The 19,459-nt window shown below is 63.7% G+C and carries 18 protein-coding genes; 7 read left to right on the top strand and 11 right to left on the bottom strand.

The features are described from left to right. Both AC6I1W_RS01980 and AC6I1W_RS01985 read right to left on the bottom strand, forming a co-directional pair. Positions 1–1,935, bottom strand: a complete 1,935-nt coding sequence (locus AC6I1W_RS01980; protein WP_270236976.1) for an AMP-dependent synthetase/ligase — start codon at positions 1,933–1,935, stop codon at positions 1–3. Positions 1,936–2,009: 74 nt separating this feature from the next. Then, entirely contained in the window at positions 2,010–2,807 is a 798-nt protein-coding gene (locus tag AC6I1W_RS01985) for a deoxyribonuclease IV (RefSeq protein WP_036910093.1), read from the bottom strand. A 121-nt stretch (positions 2,808–2,928) separates the two neighbouring features. Between AC6I1W_RS01985 and AC6I1W_RS01990 the strand changes: the two genes are divergently transcribed. From AC6I1W_RS01990 to AC6I1W_RS02000, 3 genes are read left to right on the top strand one after another with little or no spacing between them, the layout of a single operon-like run. Continuing rightward, the gene (locus AC6I1W_RS01990) at positions 2,929–3,738 is read left to right on the top strand and encodes an SDR family NAD(P)-dependent oxidoreductase (protein WP_036909910.1); all 810 of its coding nucleotides are present in this window, start codon (positions 2,929–2,931) and stop codon (positions 3,736–3,738) included. 1 nt (position 3,739) lies between these two features. Beyond that, positions 3,740–4,576 (top strand): lysophospholipid acyltransferase family protein, encoded by an 837-nt coding sequence (locus tag AC6I1W_RS01995; RefSeq protein WP_065673115.1) that lies wholly within the window; start codon positions 3,740–3,742, stop codon positions 4,574–4,576. Further along, entirely contained in the window at positions 4,576–5,058 is a 483-nt protein-coding gene (locus tag AC6I1W_RS02000) for a GyrI-like domain-containing protein (protein WP_015583627.1), read from the top strand. The genes AC6I1W_RS01995 and AC6I1W_RS02000 overlap by 1 nt, the downstream gene beginning before the upstream one ends. A gap of 91 nt (positions 5,059–5,149) precedes the next feature. Here AC6I1W_RS02000 and AC6I1W_RS02005 read toward each other — a convergent pair whose 3' ends face one another. The 4 genes from AC6I1W_RS02005 to AC6I1W_RS02020 all read right to left on the bottom strand — a co-directional run bounded on the left by AC6I1W_RS02005 (position 5,150) and on the right by AC6I1W_RS02020 (position 9,942). After that, positions 5,150–6,376: a septal ring lytic transglycosylase RlpA family protein gene (locus AC6I1W_RS02005; RefSeq protein WP_065673114.1), complete on the bottom strand. Its 1,227-nt coding sequence runs from the start codon at positions 6,374–6,376 to the stop codon at positions 5,150–5,152. 292 nt (positions 6,377–6,668) lie between these two features. Then, entirely contained in the window at positions 6,669–8,927 is a 2,259-nt protein-coding gene (locus AC6I1W_RS02010; RefSeq protein ID WP_270236981.1) for a heavy metal translocating P-type ATPase, read from the bottom strand. 204 nt (positions 8,928–9,131) lie between these two features. Further along, entirely contained in the window at positions 9,132–9,524 is a 393-nt protein-coding gene (locus AC6I1W_RS02015; RefSeq protein ID WP_270236983.1) for a heavy-metal-associated domain-containing protein, read from the bottom strand. Between the two features lie 22 nt (positions 9,525–9,546). Beyond that, a complete protein-coding gene (locus AC6I1W_RS02020) occupies positions 9,547–9,942 on the bottom strand; it encodes a metal-sensitive transcriptional regulator (protein WP_462553363.1) in 396 nt (131 codons plus the stop codon). Positions 9,943–10,608: 666 nt separating this feature from the next. On the opposite strand from AC6I1W_RS02020, the gene dnaB reads away from it, so the two are divergent. Then, positions 10,609–11,955, top strand: a complete 1,347-nt coding sequence (gene dnaB / locus AC6I1W_RS02025; protein ID WP_270236984.1) for a replicative DNA helicase — start codon at positions 10,609–10,611, stop codon at positions 11,953–11,955. Positions 11,956–12,003: 48 nt separating this feature from the next. Continuing rightward, complete coding sequence (locus tag AC6I1W_RS02030; RefSeq protein ID WP_065673111.1) at positions 12,004–13,014, top strand: zinc-binding alcohol dehydrogenase family protein; 1,011 nt, start codon at positions 12,004–12,006, stop codon at positions 13,012–13,014. A 103-nt stretch (positions 13,015–13,117) separates the two neighbouring features. Here AC6I1W_RS02030 and AC6I1W_RS02035 read toward each other — a convergent pair whose 3' ends face one another. Next, positions 13,118–13,441 (bottom strand): hypothetical protein, encoded by a 324-nt coding sequence (locus AC6I1W_RS02035; protein ID WP_065673110.1) that lies wholly within the window; start codon positions 13,439–13,441, stop codon positions 13,118–13,120. After that, positions 13,425–13,682, bottom strand: coding sequence for an ArsR/SmtB family transcription factor (locus AC6I1W_RS02040; protein ID WP_253255526.1), 258 nt, complete (start codon positions 13,680–13,682; stop codon positions 13,425–13,427). Before AC6I1W_RS02040 ends, AC6I1W_RS02035 begins: the two co-directional genes overlap by 17 nt. Before the next feature lie 162 nt (positions 13,683–13,844). Between AC6I1W_RS02040 and AC6I1W_RS02045 the strand changes: the two genes are divergently transcribed. After that, complete coding sequence (locus AC6I1W_RS02045; RefSeq protein WP_065673109.1) at positions 13,845–14,162, top strand: hypothetical protein; 318 nt, start codon at positions 13,845–13,847, stop codon at positions 14,160–14,162. Beyond that, complete coding sequence (locus tag AC6I1W_RS02050) at positions 14,159–14,734, top strand: DNA-3-methyladenine glycosylase (protein ID WP_065673108.1); 576 nt, start codon at positions 14,159–14,161, stop codon at positions 14,732–14,734. Before AC6I1W_RS02045 ends, AC6I1W_RS02050 begins: the two co-directional genes overlap by 4 nt. Before the next feature lie 353 nt (positions 14,735–15,087). Here the strand turns inward: AC6I1W_RS02050 and AC6I1W_RS02055 are convergent, their stop codons facing one another. From AC6I1W_RS02055 to glpA, 3 genes are read right to left on the bottom strand one after another with little or no spacing between them, the layout of a single operon-like run. Beyond that, entirely contained in the window at positions 15,088–16,338 is a 1,251-nt protein-coding gene (locus AC6I1W_RS02055; protein WP_004809821.1) for an anaerobic glycerol-3-phosphate dehydrogenase subunit C, read from the bottom strand. 2 nt (positions 16,339–16,340) lie between these two features. Then, a complete protein-coding gene (gene glpB / locus AC6I1W_RS02060; RefSeq protein WP_065673107.1) occupies positions 16,341–17,684 on the bottom strand; it encodes a glycerol-3-phosphate dehydrogenase subunit GlpB in 1,344 nt (447 codons plus the stop codon). Next, positions 17,681–19,315, bottom strand: a complete 1,635-nt coding sequence (gene glpA, locus AC6I1W_RS02065; RefSeq protein ID WP_117189519.1) for an anaerobic glycerol-3-phosphate dehydrogenase subunit GlpA — start codon at positions 19,313–19,315, stop codon at positions 17,681–17,683. Before glpA ends, glpB begins: the two co-directional genes overlap by 4 nt. Positions 19,316–19,459 lie beyond the last annotated feature (144 nt).

Raw genomic sequence — 19,459 nt, forward strand, 5'->3', positions numbered from 1 at the left:
TCAGTTCTTTGAGTTCTCCTTACCGGCCTTCCGACGCACCGCGATCCTGCTGTACATCTCCTCGACGATCTCGGTGAATCTCTTCTCCACCTCACGACGTCGCACCTTGAGGGTCGGTGTGAGCAGGCCATTGTCCATCGTGAACTCGTCCCACAGCACCCGCAGGTCACGGATCTGTTCCTGGTGAGGCAGCTTCTCCGTGATCTCGGCCACGCGACGCCGAATCTCCTCGGCCAGCTCCTCGGATCGCAGCATCTCCGGCCCGGTCATCGACGAGATGTGCAGCCTCTCGGCGATCTCCTCCACCTGAGGTAGAGAGGGCTTGACGAGCAGGGTCAGGCACGGACGATTGTCGCCCAGCAGCACCGCATGCTCGAAGAGAGGATCCTTCATGAGGGAGTTCTCGATCGGCTGCGGGGAGATGTTCTTGCCATTGAGGGTGACGATGATGTCCTTGAGCCGATCGGTGATGACGAGGAAGCCGTCGTCGTCGATGTACCCGATGTCGCCGGTGTGCAGCCAACCGTCCTCGATCGCCGCAGCCGTCTCCTCCGGGGCCTTCCAGTACCCCTTCATGATGTTCGGTCCGCGGTAGAGGATCTCCCCGTCGTCAGTCGTCGACATCCGGCTGCCCACCAGCGGCCTACCGGCAGTGCCGAACTTGCATCCGCCAGGGGAATTGAAGCTCACCAGCGGGGATGCCTCCGTCAGGCCATAACCCTGGCACACCAACAGACCGCACGCGGCGAAGAACTCCTCGACCTCCTTGCGTAATGGCGCACCACCGGCCGCCAGCACGGTCTTGGACCCTCCGACGGCGTCACGAATGGCCTTCAGGACGAGACGATCGGCCACCTTGTGTCGTGCTTCCAGCGAGACGCTGGGACGGCGTCCGTCCTGCTTGGTCTGCCACCACTCGCGCCCGACCTCGAGCGACCATTCGAAGATCTTGAGCTTGGCGGGTGAATCGGCGACCTTCTCCCGCGCCACCTTCATGACCTGCTCATAGAGTTTCGGCACCGAGACAAAGAGGGTCGGATGAACCTCTGCCAGCATCTCCGAGATCGTCTTGGGATTCGGCACGAAGGTGTTGAGGCAGCCGTGTCGGATGACCACCATCGACCAGCCCCACTCCAGGGCGTGCGACAAGGGAAGGAAACTCAGCGAGTGGTCGGCCGGGGTGAAGTCGAAGAAGGCGTCAAGAGCCTGCAACTCGGCCAGGGCCGCACGATGGCTGATCATGACTCCCTTGGGCTCCCCTGTGGTCCCCGAGGTGTAGATGAGGGCGGCGACGTCGTCGGCGCATGATTGCCTCATGCGCTCCTCGACGACGGGCTGCATCTCCTCAGAGACCCCAGCCTGACGGACCTGTTCCAAGGAGAGCACCGTCAGCCCATCGTGATCACCAACGCGATCGGCCGGGTCGATCAGCACGACAGTCTCCAGGCAGGGCATCTGGTCCCGTGCCTCGAGAATGCGATCAAGCTCCTTGGGTCCAGCGGTGACGATGGCCCGAACCCCTGCATCAGTGACGATGTGGACGATCTGGTCGGGAGTTGACGTCGGGTAGATCGGCACCGGGACGACGCCGATCGTCATGCCCGCAAGATCAGCCTCGATCCACTCCGGGCAGTTTCCGGCAAACAGCGAAATACGATCCCCCCGCTGCAAGCCATCCTCGGTCAGTACCCCGGGGGTGACGAATGCTCGCGCCAAACCGGCAACGCGTCGACCCGTCTCAGCGTAGGTGCGAATGATCCACTGGCCATCCTGACGAACCCGAGTCGCGGGACGAAAACCATGGTTCGCGACCGTGTCACGGAACATGTGGGCAAGGTGATTCTCGACGAGACTCTCGCCCGGTATCGGCTGGCCAAGAAGTTCCCCAGCTGGGTCGAGTTCAGCCTTGTGGAACCGATGTGTGCTCGATGTCATGACCGTTCCCCCTCGCCGGTGTAGACCTGACACCCCCATCGTAATGTTCTCTGATCGTCCGACGTGGGTAGCCCTCACAAGCGTTCCCGCAGCCAGTCGATATCGCGTGCCTGACCCTCGGCATCCCCCGGTGTCTCGACGACGACCGGAGCGTCCGCAGCACGGATGACGTCGACGAGGGCGTCGGCTCCGCACTCCCCCTCACTCAGGTTGGCGTGGCGATCCCGTCCGGAACCAGCCGGTCCTTGCGAGTCATTGGCATGCACGAGGTCGATCCGACCCGTGATTCCACGGACGTCACCAACCAACGTCGTCATGTCGAGACCAGCCGCGAAAGCGTGACAGGTGTCCAGACAGAACCCGACATTCTCATGACCTGACGCGGCACCGATGGCCTCCCAGGTCCCTGACAATCTCTCCAGGAAGCGGGCCATCGCGTTGTCCCCGCCGGCGGTGTTCTCGACGAGGAGCGGCACCGGGAACTCGAAACCGTCGATGGCCTTGCGCCAGTTGTCCTGCCCCTTCTCGATCGACTCCCCGGCGCGTACGTGGCCACCGTGGACGACGACGCCTGTCGCCCCCACCTCGGCGGCGGCGTCAAGGGTCTGCTGCAACAGCTTGCGGCTGGGAATGCGAATGCGGTTGTTGAGGGAGGCAACGTTAATGACGAAGGCCGAGTGCACCACGAGCTTCAACCCGGCTTCCTCAGCAGCCTCCTTGAGGGCTTGGGCACCTCCGGGGAAGCCACAGACCGGCTTCTTCCAGGACTGCGGGTCCCCCAGGCTGATCTGGGCGATGTCGGCTCCGCGCGCTGCCGCCTGTGCCACGGCGTCGGCGGTGTCGACATGACCGCCAATGATCCACTTCGTCATGCCAACACTGTGCCACGAGGAACCGACCGTTCCGTGACTGACGCTGCTCGCTTCAGCGGAACGCCAACGAAAGTCCATTTGAAGATGGTGACCGTCCCCCGAGTGCCGTAGATTGGAAGGTATGGCAACGAGCATGGTCACGGGTGGAACATCAGGTATTGGCCGCGAGTTCGTCACCCAACTGGCTGCCCGTGGCGACGACATCGTGATCGTCGCCCGCGACACCGAGCGGATGGCCACCATCAAGGCGGACGTCGAAGCCCGTTACGGGGTGTCCGTCGAGACGATCGAGGCAGACCTCTCGCAGCGCGAGGACGTCGATCGGATAGCCGCACGTCTCGAGGATCCCGCCCACCACGTCGATCTGCTCGTCAACAACGCCGGCTTCGCGGTGCACGCTAAGATCCTCGATCCTGACGCCCTCGAACTGCAGGACCGCGCCTTCGAGGTCATGATTCGGGCAGTTCTGGTGCTCTCGGCCGCAGCCGGGCGCGCCATGAAGTCCCGCGGCCACGGAGCCATCCTCAACGTCTCCTCCTCGAGCGCCTGGATCAACACCGGCAATTACTCGGCCGTCAAGGCGTGGGTGCTCACCTTCACCGAGGGCCTCGCCAATGAGCTTGCCGGCACCGGCGTCAAGGCCATGGCCCTGTGCCCCGGGTGGGTCCACACCGAGTTCCACTCCCGCGCCAATGTCACCGCCAACCACCTGCCGGACTTCTTCTGGATCGACGCCGAGACCCTGGTACGCGAAGCCCTCAATGACCTCGATCATGGCAAGGTGGTGTCCATCCCCACCCCACTCTGGAAGTTCTTCATCGCAGTGGCCACTCACACCCCACGATCCGCCATGAGATTCCTGTCACGAACCCTGTCCTCGTCGCGGGACAAGGACGAACACCCACAACACACGTCGGGAGGCGAGGCCTGAGATGGCCAGCGTCAAGCCCACCAAGGACCGAGGCCGGTACACCAACGATCTTTCCGCTGTGACGCGGCAGGCAGCGAACATGCTCCTGCTGCGGCCACTGGTGTGGAAATTGGTCAAGGTGTCCGTGCACGGCGCGGACAATCTCGACGGGCTCGACGGCGCCTACGTGGCCGTCGCGAACCACTCCTCCCACCTCGATGCCCCGCTGGTCTTCGGGGCACTGCCGAAGCGACTCTCCAAGTATCTGGCAACCGGAGCCGCAGCCGACTACTTCTTCACCGCATGGTGGAAGGCCGTCGCGCCAGTACTCTTCTTCAACGCATTCCCGGTCGACCGAGGCAAGGGGAAAACCAAGCAAGGGGCTCGCAACCCACGCTCCCATCGCGGCATGGCAGGTTCCCTGCTGACCGACGGCGTCCCACTGCTGATCTTCCCGGAGGGGACAAGGTCGCGCACTGGAGCGATGGGTACCTTCAAGCCGGGCGCTGCCGCGCTGGCGATTTCGCGCGGGGTTCCCGTCATCCCGATTGCCCTGGTAGGCGCCTGGGCTGCCATGCCTTCCGAGCAGGCGGGCCTCCCCAAGGGTCGTCCCCCGGTCCACGTCGCGATCGGACACCCGATGGACCCCGTCGCCGGGGAGATTGCCCACGAGTTCTCCGAGCGGATTCGTCGTCAGGTCATTGAGCTGCACGACCAGACCGCCCGCGCCTACGGCATGCCTACCCTCGACGAATACGGACGCCACCGCGCCTTGAGCCAAACATCTGAGAGCGGTCACGCGACGTCCCAGACCAAGGACTCGACGGCTGAGTCATCTCAGCCGAATGGAGGTCAATGATGGATCGACCGGTCAAGATCAGGGAGGTCGAGGCCTGCCGGGTCATCTCGATGACCCGGGTGGTGTCCATCGACGAACTCGATCCGTTCATGGATGAGGCCTTCAAGGCTCTAGAACGTCTCGCCCCCGGCGATCCCACTCTCGACAAGGCCTCCCCCTTCGTCATCTACCACGACGGCCTCACCGCCGAGAAAAACGGCACCGTCGAGGTGTGCCAGCCGATTCAGGGCTCCATTGACGACTCTGTGCTGCCGGGGAACGTCACCGTACGCACCGTGGACACCCATCGGGAGGCCTGGGTGACGGTCACCAAGGCCGAACTCGAGTACCCCGACATCGACGAGATCTACGACGACCTCGACGCCTGGCTGGAGGAAGCCGGAATGGTACGTACTGACGCCCCTCGCGAGGTCTACTGGGCCAATTGGGACACCACCGGCATGGAAGATCCGGTCTGCGACGTCTGCTTCCCCATCGTCTGAGGCTCACCCGGATACGGGCGTCCTCACCCAAGCCCAAAACCAATGCGAAAGGCCCCGTCAGATGACGGGGCCTTTCGCACGAAGCCTTGGATCAGCTGTAACGGACGGTCACCAGACCCTGTCCGGGAGCGATGGCATTCATCGCAGCGGTCGAGAGATCGAGGCAACGTCCACCGACGTAGGGACCGCGGTCATTGATACGCACGGTCACGGTACGGCCGTTGTTGACGTTGGTGACGCGGATCGTGGACCCCAGCGGGAGGGTCCGCGAAGCAGCGGTCAGGGCCGACGGATCGAAGGTCTCACCGGAAGCGGTGGGGCCACCGGCGGTGCCGTCGCCCTCGCCGTAGGTGGAGGCCACACAGGTGCTACCGCTGGTCACCGGATTCGAGGCGGATCCGGAATTCGAACGAGATCCAGCATTCGAAGTGGATCCGGAATTCGAACGCGATCTCGAGTTCGAACGGGAAGAGGCGGACGAGGACTCAGCCTTCTTCGTACCAACCTTAACGACCTGGGTCACCGGGGCCTTGACGACCTTGGTGGAAACCTTCTTCTCGGAAACCTTCTTGCCGTCCTTGTAGACGACGGTCCAGGTCTCCTCGTTGGTGCCCTTGACGCCCTTGGTGGCGATCTCGGTCGCACCCTTGGCCATCGAGGGGTTCTCAACCCTCTTAGTGGAGAAGGGAACTGCCACGCGGCGCTTCTGGGACTTCTGATCAACCATGGTCAGGGTGATCTTCATGCCATCGGCCAGCGGGGTGCCGAGACCCGGCTTGCTGACGTCATTGGAGTCGACGGAAATCTTGGCAGCCTTGAGGGCATCGGCAACAGTCCCGACCGCACTGACCTTCTGAGTCTTGCCACCAGCGGTCACGGTGACGTCCTTGGCAGTCTGCATGGAGAAGGACAGACCAGTGCGGGAAATGTCCAAGGAGCGCGACACCGAGACGAGGTTGTCCGGATCGGACTGGTTCAGCTGATCCAGCACCTCGGAAACGTTCTTGGCGGTGGTCCACCGGACCACCTTCTTGCCGTCGATGGTGACGACGACACGGCGTCCGTAGTTGACGGTGATGACCTGACCGTCGTGGATCTCGGAGTCCAGCGAGGGTTGGACATCGTCATGGGGGCCAACAGTGATCCCATGCTGGGCGAGGGCCTGCTTGACCGTGCCCGGCTTGACCTTGCCCTGCTCGGAGACTCCGTCCACGGAGAAGGTCACGGTGTCTCGATCAAGCGCCTGGACCATCGTGAGACCACCAGCCGAGGTAAGGCTGAGGGCTCCGGCAATCGCGGAGGCTACAACTTTCGACATTCGACCACTTCAGTATCGGGGGCTCGAGGGCCCGGTACGGGGATCAGCGTCAGCCAAATCTGACATGCGCCAATGTGCCCCCGGTGGGAGGCACGGGCTATACCCTAGAACAGTTCACCCGGAGAATCCAAAGATTTACTGAGAAACTTAAGATTCGCTCGCTCCTCACGTGCGTCTCGCAAGGTCCAGGCGGAGCGACGAGCCGAAGCGGGCCCACGAAAAACCGCGTCATGCAGCGGTTTTGTGGCCCCCGCCTCACTGCGAGCGGACCCAGCCAACCCATCTCAGCTTCTCAGTTTGAATCGCTCACTTCCGGGTGCCAGCGCACCAGCCTCATCGAGTTCGTCACCACAAAAATCGAGCTGAAGGCCATCGCCGCGGCAGCGATGACGGGACTCAACAGACCCACGGCGGCAACCGGGATGGCCACCACGTTGTAGGCGAAGGCCCAGAACAAGTTCTGACGAATGGTGCGGTCCGTGGCGTGCGCCAAGGACAGGGCCTCGACGGCGAGCCTCGGGTCTCCTCGGGTGCAGACGATGTCGCTGGCGGCGATGGCAACGTCGGTCCCGGTCCCCATGGCGACCCCCAAATCTGCCGCCTGAAGGGCAGCGGCGTCATTGACGCCATCGCCCATCATCGCGACGCGAGTTTCGTCAGCCTGCAGTCCCTTGACGACGTCAACCTTGTCCTCGGGCATGACCTCGCTGATGACCTCGTCGATACCCAGTTCTGAGGCCACGCGTGCGGCAGCGCCGGAATTGTCACCGGTTACCAGCACCGGACGTACACCGGCACCAAGGAGGCGGTTGACGGCGATGACGGCCTCCGGCTTGATCTCGTCGCTCACCGCGATGGCGCCGAGAATGTCGTCACCTCGGCCCACGACGAGCACCGTGCGACCCTCCGCCTGGGTCTGCTCGACATTTTTCGACAGCTCGTCGGGGATGGCGTCGAAAAGTGACACCCGGCCGGCTCTGGTCGGCAACCCGTCAACAACACCGCTGACACCGAGTCCTGGCAAGGCCCGGAAGTCCTCTGCGGGGGCGATTCCGGGACATGCCTCGACGACAGCCCGCGAAATCGGGTGCTCCGACCCAGCCTCCAGCGCAGCCGCGACAACGAGGACGGGCGGGTTGTCAGAAATACGCACCGCACGTCCGGACTCGTCCCACACCTGGGTGACGGCCATCTGCCCGGTGGTGAGGGTCCCGGTCTTGTCCATCGCAACGACGTCAATGTCGCGAGCCCTCTCCAGGGATCGGGCCCCCTTGATGACGATGCCCAACCTTGCTCCTCGACCGGTACCGGCGAGCAGAGCCATCGGGGTTGCCAGGCCAAGCGCACAGGGGCAGGCGATGATGAGCACTGCGACACCCGCGGTAAATGCAGCAGTGACCCCCTGCCCCAACAGACCCCACACGATCATCGTTACCACGGCGATGGCGAGAACCGTCGGCACGAAGATCGAGGAGACCTGGTCGGCGAGGTCCTGGGTCTCGGAACGGCTGGTTTGAGCGGCCTCGACCAGAGAAGCGATGCGGCACAACTCGGTGTCCGTGCCAACCGCAGTGGCCTCCACGACAAGACGCCCTGACGTGTTGACGGTGGCACCGACAACGTCGTCCCCAGACGCCACCTCCACCGGCAGGGATTCGCCGGTGACCAGGGATGCGTCGATGGCCGAGCTCCCCTCGACTACCCGGCCGTCGGTAGCCACCTTCTCCCCCGGCCGCACCACGAAATGGTCACCGACCTTGAGGGCCTCGATGGGAACCGTGACCTCCTGGCCGTCACGGACGACACGCACCGACTTCGCGCCCATCTGCAACAGGGCCTGCAGGGCAGATCCGGCCTCGGCACGATTCCGAGCCTCAATCCAACGACCCACGAGGATGAAGGTGATGACGCCGACTGACGCCTCCAAGTAGATGGCCGACGAGGGATCGGGGCGTTGCAGTGCCCACGTCATGTGGTGTCGCATGCCGATCGCGCCGGCGTTGCCCCACACCAGGCCCCACACCGACCATCCCAGAGAGGCCAACGACCCCAGGCTGATGAGGGTGTCCATCGTAGTGGCACCGTGTCGCAGATTCGTCCATGCCGCTCGATGGAAGCCGGCACCGCACCAGAACACGACCGGAAGGGTGAGCGCGAGCGCGAGCCACTGCCAGCCGTCGAACTGCAGGGCGGGAATCATCGACAGCAGCATCACCGGCACCGCGAGGATGACGGCAACGATCAATTTGGTGCGGATTTTCGCCGCGTGATCCTCGGAAGGTGCTGCCGGCTCAGGCAGGGCGGCGCCGTATCCAGCTGCCTCGACCACCTCGATGAGGTCGTGGACGCTGACCGGCCCGGTCGTCAGGACGTGGGCCTTGCTGGTGGCGTAGTTGACGGTGGCCTGAACCCCGTCAACCTTGTTGAGCTTCTTCGTGATCCGGGCGGCGCAGGAAGCGCAACTCATCCCGGTGATGTCGAGGTCGACGGAGGTGGGCTCCGTCTCCTCGTCCGGTTCAGGCGCGATTCCCGAGTGGGTGAGGGTGGACATGTTCTTCCTTCGTGGACCACCCGTCGGAGTCCTGGGCGTCGGGGGCAGGCGGGATCATCCGACCGCTCGAGTGGCTTCGGAGGCCGACGGGCTGTGGGGGGAGGTCGGCTTCGGGGGTCGGGATCTGACGGCGATGTGCGATCAGACCCCGGGGCCCGAAGTCGAGTGGATGCCGTCTCAAATGGGACGACGAGCCGAGCAATCTCAGGCCCGGTGTCCGCCGCAGCCGCAGCCGCCCTTCTCGGCGTGCTGGGCATGCTTGGCAACGGCCTCGTCGGAGTGCTTGTGGCTTCCACAGCCGCAACCGGACTCCTCGGTCCTCTGGGCGCCATGTCCATGACCACCGCATCCGCACTGACCACCGGGGTGCCCGGCGGTGTCGAGGGAGGCAGCCTCGGCGACGGTGTACTCGCCGGCCTCGTCAACGGCGTCGGCGACTTGACCGAAGGGGATCTCCTCGGCCGAGTCAATCGTCATGGAGCCGGACTCCAGGGAGACGGTGACCTTGTCGACGCCGTCGATGACCGAGACCTCCTCGGTGATGGCCTTGACGCAGTGCTCGCAGGTCATTCCGTTGATGGTGTACGTCTTGTGCATTGTTCCTCCAGTGTGCTTGGGATCAGGCCTTGACGAGGCGGGCGATGGCCTGGTTTGCCTCGCTGATCTTGTCCTCGGCCTCCTGTCCGCCGGCCTGTGCGGCACGAACCACACAGTGACTCATGTGCTCGGCCAACAGCTCCAGGGAGACGGACTTCAGGGCCGAGGTGACTGCCGAGACCTGGGTCAGGATGTCGATGCAGTACTTTTCCTCATTGACCATTCTCTCCAGGCCTCGCACCTGCCCCTCGATCCGCTTGAGGCGTCGCAGGTGCATCTCTTTGTGACCGAGATACCCGTGTTGAGGATGGTCATTGCAACCGCAGGCTCCACGCGCCTCGCTGGACACCGACTTCTCGGCATCAGAATGAGCGGGGGGCGCCTCAGAGGTGTGGCAGCAGTCATCCGAGTGGTCCATAGGTCCTCCTCCACATGAAAATATACCCTCTGGGGGTATATGAGGCAAGAGGATGGTCCTCTCATTTCAGAACCCCGGGGGTGACACGATGTCAGCCGCCTCCACGACACTTCAGCACCGGCTGATCATTTTTACCGGCTCCCCTCTCCGGTCCACCCACATAACTCGACATTTCCTGGGTCAGGGGTTTTCGCAACACGGCAGCACCCACCAGCCCGTCTCCTCGAATCCCGCCCCTGACCGGCCCCACAAGCCGCTGACCACCATCCACAGACGCTGTGGATAAGTCACCTTCGAGGGGACTTCCGAGCTGGTGACACCACCGTCACTCACAACCGCAACGCGACCCATCCCCCAACCCGACACGCCGAAAATTTTCGTCCAATTCCTCACAACACACCCATAACCCCTAGCCAAACACAGTTTCTGGGTGAGTATTCCACTCCGTATCCCCAGATCCACCGAGTTATCCACACGTTTTCCCCAGGCAGTCCCCACACATCCACTCCTTGCCCACAAGGGTTGTGGAAAACTCTTCTGCAGGCGACCTCGAATCGTGGCACACTCCCACTCGGGGAAGTGTCGGACCGTGGTGGGAACGTTGTCCCCATCCCGACGGCGAACGTCGACCCATCCGTCACGCCGTGTCACCCTGAAGGAGCAACCATGTCCAGCGCACCCGCCGAACCCGGACCACCCCTGGACCGCAACCCTCCCCAGGACATCGACGCCGAGAAGTCCGTCCTCGGGGCCATGCTCTCTTCCAAGGACGCCATCGCCGACGTCGTCGAGGAGCTCAAGGGTGTCGATTTCTACCGGCCCGGACACGAGCTCATCTTCAATACCATCACCGACCTCTACGGTCGCGGCGACCCGGCGGACACCGTCACCACCGCCGACGAGCTCGATCGGCGCGGGGAACTCGAACGCGCTGGCGGACGTCTGTACCTCGCCGAGCTGCTGAGCAACGTCACCGTCACCGCCAACGCCGCCTATTACGCCAAGATCGTCGCCGACAAGGCCGTGCTGCGTCGCCTCGTCGAGGCGTCGATCCGAATCGCCCAGATGGGCTACCAGGGCCAGGGAGAGGTCGCTGACATCGTCGACGCCGCCCAGCAAACCCTCTACGACGTCTCCACCCGCAAGACCAGCGAGGACTATCACCCGCTCTCGGAGCTCTTCGAGAACACCTTCGACGAGCTGGAGGCCATCGAGGCCCGTGGCGACGCCATGGCCGGCACCCCCACCGGATTCACCGACCTCGATGAGCTCACCAATGGATTCATGCCCGGCCAGATGATCATCGTCGCCGCCCGTCCTGCCATGGGTAAGTCCACCCTCGCCCTCGACTTCGCCCGCGCCGCCGCGATCAGGAACCACCTGGCAGCAGCCATCTTCAGCCTCGAGATGGGGCGCAACGAGATCGTCATGAGGCTGTTGTCCGCCGAGGCCGGGATCGAGCTGCAGCGCATGCGCTCCGGACGTCTCTCCGAGGAGGACTGGCAGCGCATGGTCGACAAGACCACGCAGATCTCGTCGGCCCCGCTCTTCATCGACGATTCGCCCAACCTGACGATGATGGAGATCCGTGCCAAGGCCCGTAGGATGAAGCAGAAGTTCGACCTCAAACTCGTCGTCATCGACTACATGCAGCTCATGACCTCCGGCAAGAAGGTGGAGTCTCGTCAGCTCGAGGTCTCCGAGTTCTCACGTCAGATCAAACTACTGGCCAAGGAGTTGGAGATCCCGGTCGTCGCCCTCTCCCAGCTCAACCGTGGACCTGAGCAGCGCAATGACAAGAAGCCGATGATGAGCGACCTGCGTGAGTCGGGTTCTCTGGAGCAGGATGCTGACGTCGTCATCCTTCTGCACCGCGAGGACGTTTATGACAAGGAGTCTCCGCGCGCAGGTGAGGCCGACATCATCGTCGCCAAGCACCGTAATGGACCGACGCGAACGGTTCCGGTCGTCTTCCAGGGCCATTACTCGCGATTCGTCGACATGCAGCGCTGAGACCGTGACTCAGTACTCAGCCAACCCGCTCGGCATTACCGTGGGAGCATGGAAAGCATGCATGCCGTTGCCGTCACACGCTCCCTCCCCGTCACCGATCCCGAGTGTTTCGTTGACATTGACCTGCCGGTGCCCGAACCGGGCCCGCACGACCTCCTCGTCGAGGTGCAGGCGATCTCCGTCAACCCCATTGACGTCAAGCTACGCAAGGGGGCTGGCACCCCGTCGACGCCCCTGGTACTTGGTTTCGACGCCGCTTCCGTCGTGCGTGCCGTCGGTTCCGAGGTCCACGACTTCGCCGTCGGTGACGAGGTGTGGCACTCCGGGAGCCGAGACCTTCCAGGCACCTACTCCCAGTTCACCCTGGTGGATTCACGGATCGTCGCGAAGCGCCCGTCGTCCCTGACGATTGCCGAGGCTGCCTCCCTGCCGCTGACCTCCTTGACGTCCTGGGAAGCCCTCGTCGATCACATTGGCCTGGGGACCCTGGACCAGCGCAGCGACAAGGCTTTCCTCATGATCGGTGGGGCCGGCGGGGTCGGGTCCGTGGCCATCCAGCTGGCCCGCGCCATCACCAGCGGACCGGTCGTCGCGACCTCCTCGCGTCCTGAAACCGCCCAGTGGTGTCAGGACATGGGCGCCACTGGGATCATCGACCACCGCGAGCCCCTGGCCCCGCAGGTCAAGGGCCTCGGGATCGACGGTTTCGACGGCATTCTGTCGGCCTACACGCCGCCGGCATCGGCCCTGGCCGAGATCATGGCCCCCTTCGGCCACCTCGTCATGATTGACGGCACCGATTCCTTCGACCTCATGGCCTTCAAGCCGAAATCGCTGTCGGTGGCCAGCGAGTCGATGTTCACCCGTCCTCAGTTCGGCACCGCGGACGTCGCCAAGCAGGGCCAGGCTCTCACTCGTATCGCACAGCTGGTGGAGAACGGCCAGATTCGCCCGACGATGACCCGCCACATCGAGGGACTGACGGCTCAGCACGTCCGCGAGGCCACCGAGGTCGTCGAGTCCGGCAGCATGATCGGCAAGGTCGTCATCACCCTCTGACGCTCCTCGAGAGGTCACTCGCACCGTTACATATGGCTCAGAACACAACTGAACCCCCGGCTCACCGGGGGTTCAGTTGACTTGCGTAACTGGAAAAAAGAACTCAGGCAGCGTGCTGACAGGTCGGGCAGGTGCAATCCTCGCAGGTGCAGTTGGCACAGGAATCGCTGCAGTGGCCACACTCGCACGTCTTGTGATCGCAGGTCGGGCAGGTGCAATCCTCACAGGTGCAGTTGGCACAGGAATCGTCACAGTGGCCACACTGACAGGTGGTGCACTCGTCGTAGTGGCCGTCGTGCTCGTGGTGAGCATGGCCACCATGAATGTAGTCCACGTGATCGTGGTGGATGACAGCCTCGTGGCCGCAGTTCGGGCCGTGGGTGTGGTGGTGGGTCTCAGCGGAACGATGCTCAGTGGTGACAGTCATGGTCGTGCTCCTTCATGTGGTTGAAGGCGTCCAGAAAGATGGACGCCACATGGTCGTCAATGAGCGAGTACATGGCTTTCTGCCCGTCCTTACGCGCAGATACGAGATGCGCGCTTCGCAACACCTTGAGGTGATGGGAGACCAGCGGCTGCTTGACGCCGACGATCTCCGACAGTTCTCCAACCGATGCCTCACCATCAGTGAGGCGATTGACAATCCGTGCCCGAATCGGATTCGCCAAGGCGGAGAACAGCCGAACGACGGGCCGAATTCCCCCGATTCCACGTTCTTGCTCATGTCCACTACTGTATATCAAGACACTTGTATATACAACTATTTTGATGGTTATTATTCTCATCTTCATCTGGGTGGCACCGCCCGGTTCGGTACCTAGACTCGGGTTATGAAGTTGAACAAGGCTGAAGACGTCAACACCGCCGAGGTCGCCGGTCTGGGACTGGTCGGAGGTTGGCTCACCGCCCGCGCCACCGGCGTCCGGGGACTCGGCGGAGTGGTGCTCGCAACTGCCGGTTGCTGGGCCGGGCGCACCTGGCTCGCCAAGAGCGGTCCGACGATCGCCGGCATTCTGGGGGCGACCTATCTGGGTGCCTTTGGCGCCTCCCACGGGTTGGCGAAGAAGATCGGCGCATGGCCCGCCGTCATCACTGTGACTGGTGCCACGTGCACCGCCTGCCACTTCCTGTGCGACACCAAGGAATGATCGACCTCTCGGCCCCCGCCACCGACGTTGCCCCGCTGCTCCTCGGGGCGACGATCTGGCACGGACCGGTGGCAGTTCGTCTCACTGAGGTCGAGGCGTACATGGGACTCGACGATCCCGCGTCCCATGCCTTCCGTGGACCGACTCCACGCGCCCGCGTGATGTTTGGACCGCCTTCACACGTCTACGTGTACCTGTCCTATGGCATGCATCGCTGCGTGAACCTCGTCTGCTCCCCCGACGGTGTGGCCTCAGCGGTCCTGCTGCGCGGCGGACGAGTGGTCGCCGGCGAGGACGACGCTCGCCTTCGCCGCGGAGGGGTCCCCGAGAACCGTCTCGCCTGCGGACCGGGAAACATGGGCTCGGCCCTGGGAGCAACCCTCGAGGAGTCGGGGGATCCGGTGGAACTCATCGACCCCGACGCCACATCGACATCCAGCTGGCGGCTCCAACCCGCGGACCGCCCCGTCGAATTTCGTCAAGGCCCCCGGGTGGGGATCAGCAGAAATGTCAACGCCCCCTGGCGGTGGTGGATCCCCGAGGACCCCACTGTTTCTGGGCCTCGGAAGTAGGAATCCGGCCTGCGGCATACGGCGATCAGGACCCGTCGGCCACCCCGAGCCCACGCTCCTCGGTCACGATGACAAAAAATCCCGGCCCACCGGGGGCCTCATCACTGGAGTGATGGAACCCTTCGTGAGCCGGGAATTTTCGACACACGGTACGAACGTGAGTCAAGGGCACCGGCCCCACCAGGGTCACGAAGCGCGCCAGCCACGATCCCAAACACCAAGATCACCACCACGAGCACGTAAAAGGCCGGGACCCGCCCCCACAGCAGGTCCCGGCCGACTCCGGATCACAGGAGGTCCGGCGAAACTGAGCCCCACGCCATCGAAGAGCGGTTCGACTCAGTAGGTTTCGATCAGTCGAGCAGGTTGTCCGACAGTCCGAGGGAGTGGTGAAGCAACCACACCGGATGGACGATCTTGACTCCCGAGGACTTCGAGATCTGCCAACGGCAGGTCTCGGTGTCGCAGACGCCGATGCCCTCGTTGTGATCCTGCATGTGCTTGAACACACCTGCACCGATCTTCTGAGCAACCTCGTAGCGCTCGGCCTTCAGTCCGTAGGTACCGGCGATGCCACAGCACGGCTCGTTGGACTCCAGCACCTTGACACCCGGGATGAGCTCCATGAGCTGCACGGCCGGGAACCCCATGCCCTGGCTCTTGACCTGGCAGGGCTGGTGATAAGGAACCGTGATGTCGATCGGACGGAACTGCGAGGCATCAAGCTCACCATTGCGGTACTCGTCCATGAGGAACTCCGAGAAGTCCCGGGAGCGCACCGACACGTCGTGCAGACGAGGATCGTCAACACCCATGATCTCGTGGGCCTCGTGCTTCATCATGCCGACGCAGGAACCCGACGAGGACACGATCGTCAGTCCCTTGCCGAGGCTGATGATCTTGTCGCACAGGTTGAGGATGTCCTTGGTGGCACCCTCGAAGAGGCCGTTCGACTGCTTCGCCAGACCACAGCAGCCCTGCTTCGGGACGAGGACCTCATAGCCCAGGTGCTCGAGCACCTCGATGGACTTCTTGGAGGTCTCGGTCTCGAAGTAGCCACCGGCGCAGCCCTGGAAGAAGACGATCGGACCCTTGGTGGCCGGCTTGGCCGGCTTGTGGTGGCGCATCCACTTGCTGAGGGTCTCGGTCTGAGCGATCGGCATCGGGGCGTCACGATGGACCTTGATGATCTTCTCGACAGCGATACGGATCGGCTTCTGCTTGAGGCCCCAGTTGGCCAGCGGAGCGATCGGGGACAGCACGCGTCCCTCGAGGGTGGTCAGCGGAATGAGGCGGTCACGCAGCGGAACACCATTCTGGTGCTTCATCTTCATGGCGGCCTGCTCGTTGAGCTCCGCGATCTTCACGCCCTGCGGACAGTGCAGGGTGCAGATGCCGCAGAAGTTGCACCACTCCAGGGAGTGGTCAACGGACGCTCCGTCACGGTAACGCTCACCCTGCGGGCCGTTGTACTTCGGACCGGTGTAGAGCGGGGTGGCCTTGGCGACCGGGCACATCGTCTCGCAGATCGTGCACTTGACGCAGGCGTCGAGCGACTGGCGCGAGACCTCGTGTCCGGCGAATGTCTCCTCGATAACACCCATGATCAGTTCCTTTCCTTGGTCGCAGCAGCCGCCCCGACCGACGACAGGATGGCATCGGCGGCCTTGATGGCCGAGCCGAGGGCGATGCCCTCACCCGACTTCTCCTGCCACCTGGTGGCGCCGGCGATCACGCCACCGGAAGCGTAGACATTGGAATGGACGGGCTTGCCCTGGTAGGTGACGAGCATGTTCTCGTCCACCTGGACGCCACACAGGAAGAGCGGCTGCGGGGAACCCCAATAGTCACCGTGGACCAGGTCTTCCTCCTCGACGCCCTCCGGCATGGTGACCGGGAGGTCGAGGATGGTCTCGTGCAGCTTGCCGTGGGAGTCGAGCTTGAGGGCTCCGGACTCGAAGCCACCACCAGCGAGGACGACGGCGTCCGCCTTGATGTCCTTGCCGGCGCCGGCAGTGCCGACATGCACGGAGACGACCTTGCCGTCGACGACCTTGCAGCCGGTGACCTTGGAGCCGAGCACGTAATCGACGCGCTCGTTCTTGGCGGTCACGACGAGCTTGTTGTTGAGACGCATGCCTGGCACGCAGGGCGGCAGGGACGCGATCTCGAACACCTTGGCTCCGAGGATCTTGCTGAAATCAGCAAGAACCTCGGCGTGGCTGTCGATACCGAGGACGGCCGGCAGGGCGACGATCTCACCGGGGTTGACGAATCCCTTGAGGCCCTCGGCCAACACCCGACGGGCACGAGCGTTGTCGAGGGAGCGCGCCATGTTCAAGCCGGTGGCGTCATACTCACCCTTGCGGGGCTCGAAGTCGACGACGACGGCGCGGGCGGAGGCGTGGCCACCGCCGGGCAGCTCGGTGCGATCGATGTTCTGGGCGATGAGGCCTGCGTGGAAGTCCTTGTACTGGGCCAGACCGATGACGACGACCTTGTCGCCGTCCTTGAGGTTGCCGTTGATCATCGACGGCGGGACCAGGGCGGTGGGACGGATCGCGCCAACAGCGGTCGGCAGATTGATCGTCGACTCGGCGTCGCCGACCAGGAAGGACTCACCGACGACCTCACGCAGGAAGTCGATGCCCTCCTTGACAGCTTCCACGCCGATCTTGGCGTAGGGGTGCTCGGGATGCTCGGAGGCGTACTTCCTGACGGCCTCGTAAGGCTTCTCGACGCGCTCAGGGGTGTAACCAAGGACGTCTATGGTGCCCTGGCCCAGCTGCAGGCCGCCGACACCCTTGGTGACGAGGGTCACACGGGCGCCACCACGGCGAAGACGCAGGGCGGTGGTCAGGCCGGCCAAGCCCGATCCGACAACGACGACGTGCGGCGCCTTGAAGCGGTCGGAGGTCGGCGATGAGGTGGTAACGGTTGCGGTGCTCACAGCTCGACCTCCTGCTGCGGGGTGGGAAGGTGCTCGACGTCGAAGGTGCCCTGGAAGATCCAGTCATCGAGGACAGTCTGACGAACCTGCTCGCCGTAGAGGATCGGCCACAGGCCGATCCACCGGTTCTTGAGGAACAGACGCAGCAGACCGGTGGCGCGCTCGGCGTCGATGCTACCCTCCTCGACGGCAACGCCGGTGGCGCGCATTGAGCAGAAGCCGCCCTGGCAGGGGCCCATGCCCAGACGCAGCTGACGACGCAGGTCGTCGAAGGTGGCGTCGGGCTGCTCGGCCAGCAAGTCGGTGAACATCTTGCGGCTCATCAGCTCACACTCACAGATGATCTGGTCGTCGAGCTTCTTGGACATCGGGACGGCTTCGGGATCGCCACCGCGAACCAGGCCGGTGCTGGCGCGACGCTCCTCGTTCTCGCCCAGACGATGGGTGATGAGGTAGTTCTTGCCGACGGTCGAACCGGGCACGGCCTCCTCGGCGGTGCGGCAGGGACGGTCGTCACCAAGCTGCTCACACATGACGTCGACGACGTTCTGGGCCATCAGACGGTAGGTGGTGAGCTTGCCGCCAATGATCGACACGATGCCATTGACACCGTCGCGGGAACCGTGGTCGAGGATGCTCATACCGCGGGACATGTGACGGGTGTCGGTGGCTGCGACTCGCTTGTCCTTGAACAGCGGGCGGGCACCGGCCCAGGCGTGCACGGCACGGGCCTCGCGGAATCCGGGGACCAGGGCCTCTCCAGAGTCAAGCATCTGCTGCACCTCGTTGCGCGGGATGGACAGACGCTCTGGATCGTCAGCTTTGACGTCAGTGGTGCCGATGATCGACACGGTGTGCACCGGTACGAGGATGTCGCCGTCAGTCGGGTAGATACAGCGGTTGACGACCGTGTTCACCAGACGGTGATTCATGGCGATCATGATGCCGCGGCCGGGGACGACATCGACGTCGTGACAGCCGACGAGCTCGGCAATACGTCCGGCCCACGGGCCGGCGGTGTTGATGACGAACTTGCAGTCGATGCGGATCTGCTCGTCGTGCTTGAGGTCGTGTGCGACGACCGCGGTGATCTGGTCGCCCTCACGGATGATCTCGGTGACGGCGGTGTAGGTCATCACCTTGGCGCCGTACTCGATAGCGGAGTGAGCAGCTCCCCAGACCATCTGCCAGCCGTCGACCGAACCGTCCTGAACGGCGAAGGCACGCTTGATGCCGGGGTTCACGCGGGGCTCGCGGCGCAGCGCCTCAGCAGTGGAGATCTCCTCGAAGGGAACCTTCGACTTCCTGGCACCCTCGATCCACTGATCGGAGAACTCCAGGTCGTCCTCCGGGGTGACCACGAAGAGTCCACCGGTCTTCTCCACGGCGTCGGCGTGGATGCGAGTGACAATTGCGTTCTCCTCGGCGCACTCCGTCGCCGACCCGGGATCAGACACGACGTAACGGCCACCGGAGTGGAGCAGGCCGTGGTACCGACCGGTCGTCCCTTGGCCGAGGTCGGCCTTGTCCAACAGAACGGCGCGGTATCCACGCATCGCGACGTCCCGCACGACGCCCGCACCGGTGGCACCGCCACCGATGACGACGACGTCTGCGTCCATGGTCCTCATTGAATGCTCCCTTCGAAACCATCCGGCATGTGGGGTGTGGCGCAAGGGGTTCTCGGTGCCCCGCCACCGTTGCCAGGTACTTATCAAGGTTAGGGAAAATAATGGGCCACAACCACCAGAACCGGCTTTTGTGCATGTTCGTGC

It is taken from the genome of Cutibacterium sp. KB22876 (genome assembly GCF_059728865.1).

Excerpts from the sequence above, each read along its gene's own strand:
- AC6I1W_RS02020 (WP_462553363.1), bottom strand. The coding sequence starts at position 9,942 with ATGGACCACTCGGATGACTGCTGCCACACCTCTGAGGCGCCCCCCGCT.
- AC6I1W_RS02050 (WP_065673108.1), top strand. The coding sequence starts at position 14,159 with ATGATCGACCTCTCGGCCCCCGCCACCGACGTTGCCCCGCTGCTCCTC.
- AC6I1W_RS02015 (WP_270236983.1), bottom strand. The coding sequence starts at position 9,524 with ATGCACAAGACGTACACCATCAACGGAATGACCTGCGAGCACTGCGTC.
- AC6I1W_RS02035 (WP_065673110.1), bottom strand. The coding sequence starts at position 13,441 with ATGACTGTCACCACTGAGCATCGTTCCGCTGAGACCCACCACCACACC.
- AC6I1W_RS02005 (WP_065673114.1), bottom strand. The coding sequence starts at position 6,376 with ATGTCGAAAGTTGTAGCCTCCGCGATTGCCGGAGCCCTCAGCCTTACC.
- AC6I1W_RS01990 (WP_036909910.1), top strand. The coding sequence starts at position 2,929 with ATGGCAACGAGCATGGTCACGGGTGGAACATCAGGTATTGGCCGCGAG.
- AC6I1W_RS02030 (WP_065673111.1), top strand. The coding sequence starts at position 12,004 with ATGGAAAGCATGCATGCCGTTGCCGTCACACGCTCCCTCCCCGTCACC.
- AC6I1W_RS02000 (WP_015583627.1), top strand. The coding sequence starts at position 4,576 with ATGGATCGACCGGTCAAGATCAGGGAGGTCGAGGCCTGCCGGGTCATC.
- AC6I1W_RS02055 (WP_004809821.1), bottom strand. The coding sequence starts at position 16,338 with ATGGGTGTTATCGAGGAGACATTCGCCGGACACGAGGTCTCGCGCCAG.
- glpA (WP_117189519.1), bottom strand. The coding sequence starts at position 19,315 with ATGAGGACCATGGACGCAGACGTCGTCGTCATCGGTGGCGGTGCCACC.
- AC6I1W_RS01980 (WP_270236976.1), bottom strand. The coding sequence starts at position 1,935 with ATGACATCGAGCACACATCGGTTCCACAAGGCTGAACTCGACCCAGCT.
- AC6I1W_RS01995 (WP_065673115.1), top strand. The coding sequence starts at position 3,740 with ATGGCCAGCGTCAAGCCCACCAAGGACCGAGGCCGGTACACCAACGAT.
- dnaB (WP_270236984.1), top strand. The coding sequence starts at position 10,609 with ATGTCCAGCGCACCCGCCGAACCCGGACCACCCCTGGACCGCAACCCT.
- AC6I1W_RS01985 (WP_036910093.1), bottom strand. The coding sequence starts at position 2,807 with ATGACGAAGTGGATCATTGGCGGTCATGTCGACACCGCCGACGCCGTG.
- AC6I1W_RS02010 (WP_270236981.1), bottom strand. The coding sequence starts at position 8,927 with ATGTCCACCCTCACCCACTCGGGAATCGCGCCTGAACCGGACGAGGAG.
- AC6I1W_RS02045 (WP_065673109.1), top strand. The coding sequence starts at position 13,845 with ATGAAGTTGAACAAGGCTGAAGACGTCAACACCGCCGAGGTCGCCGGT.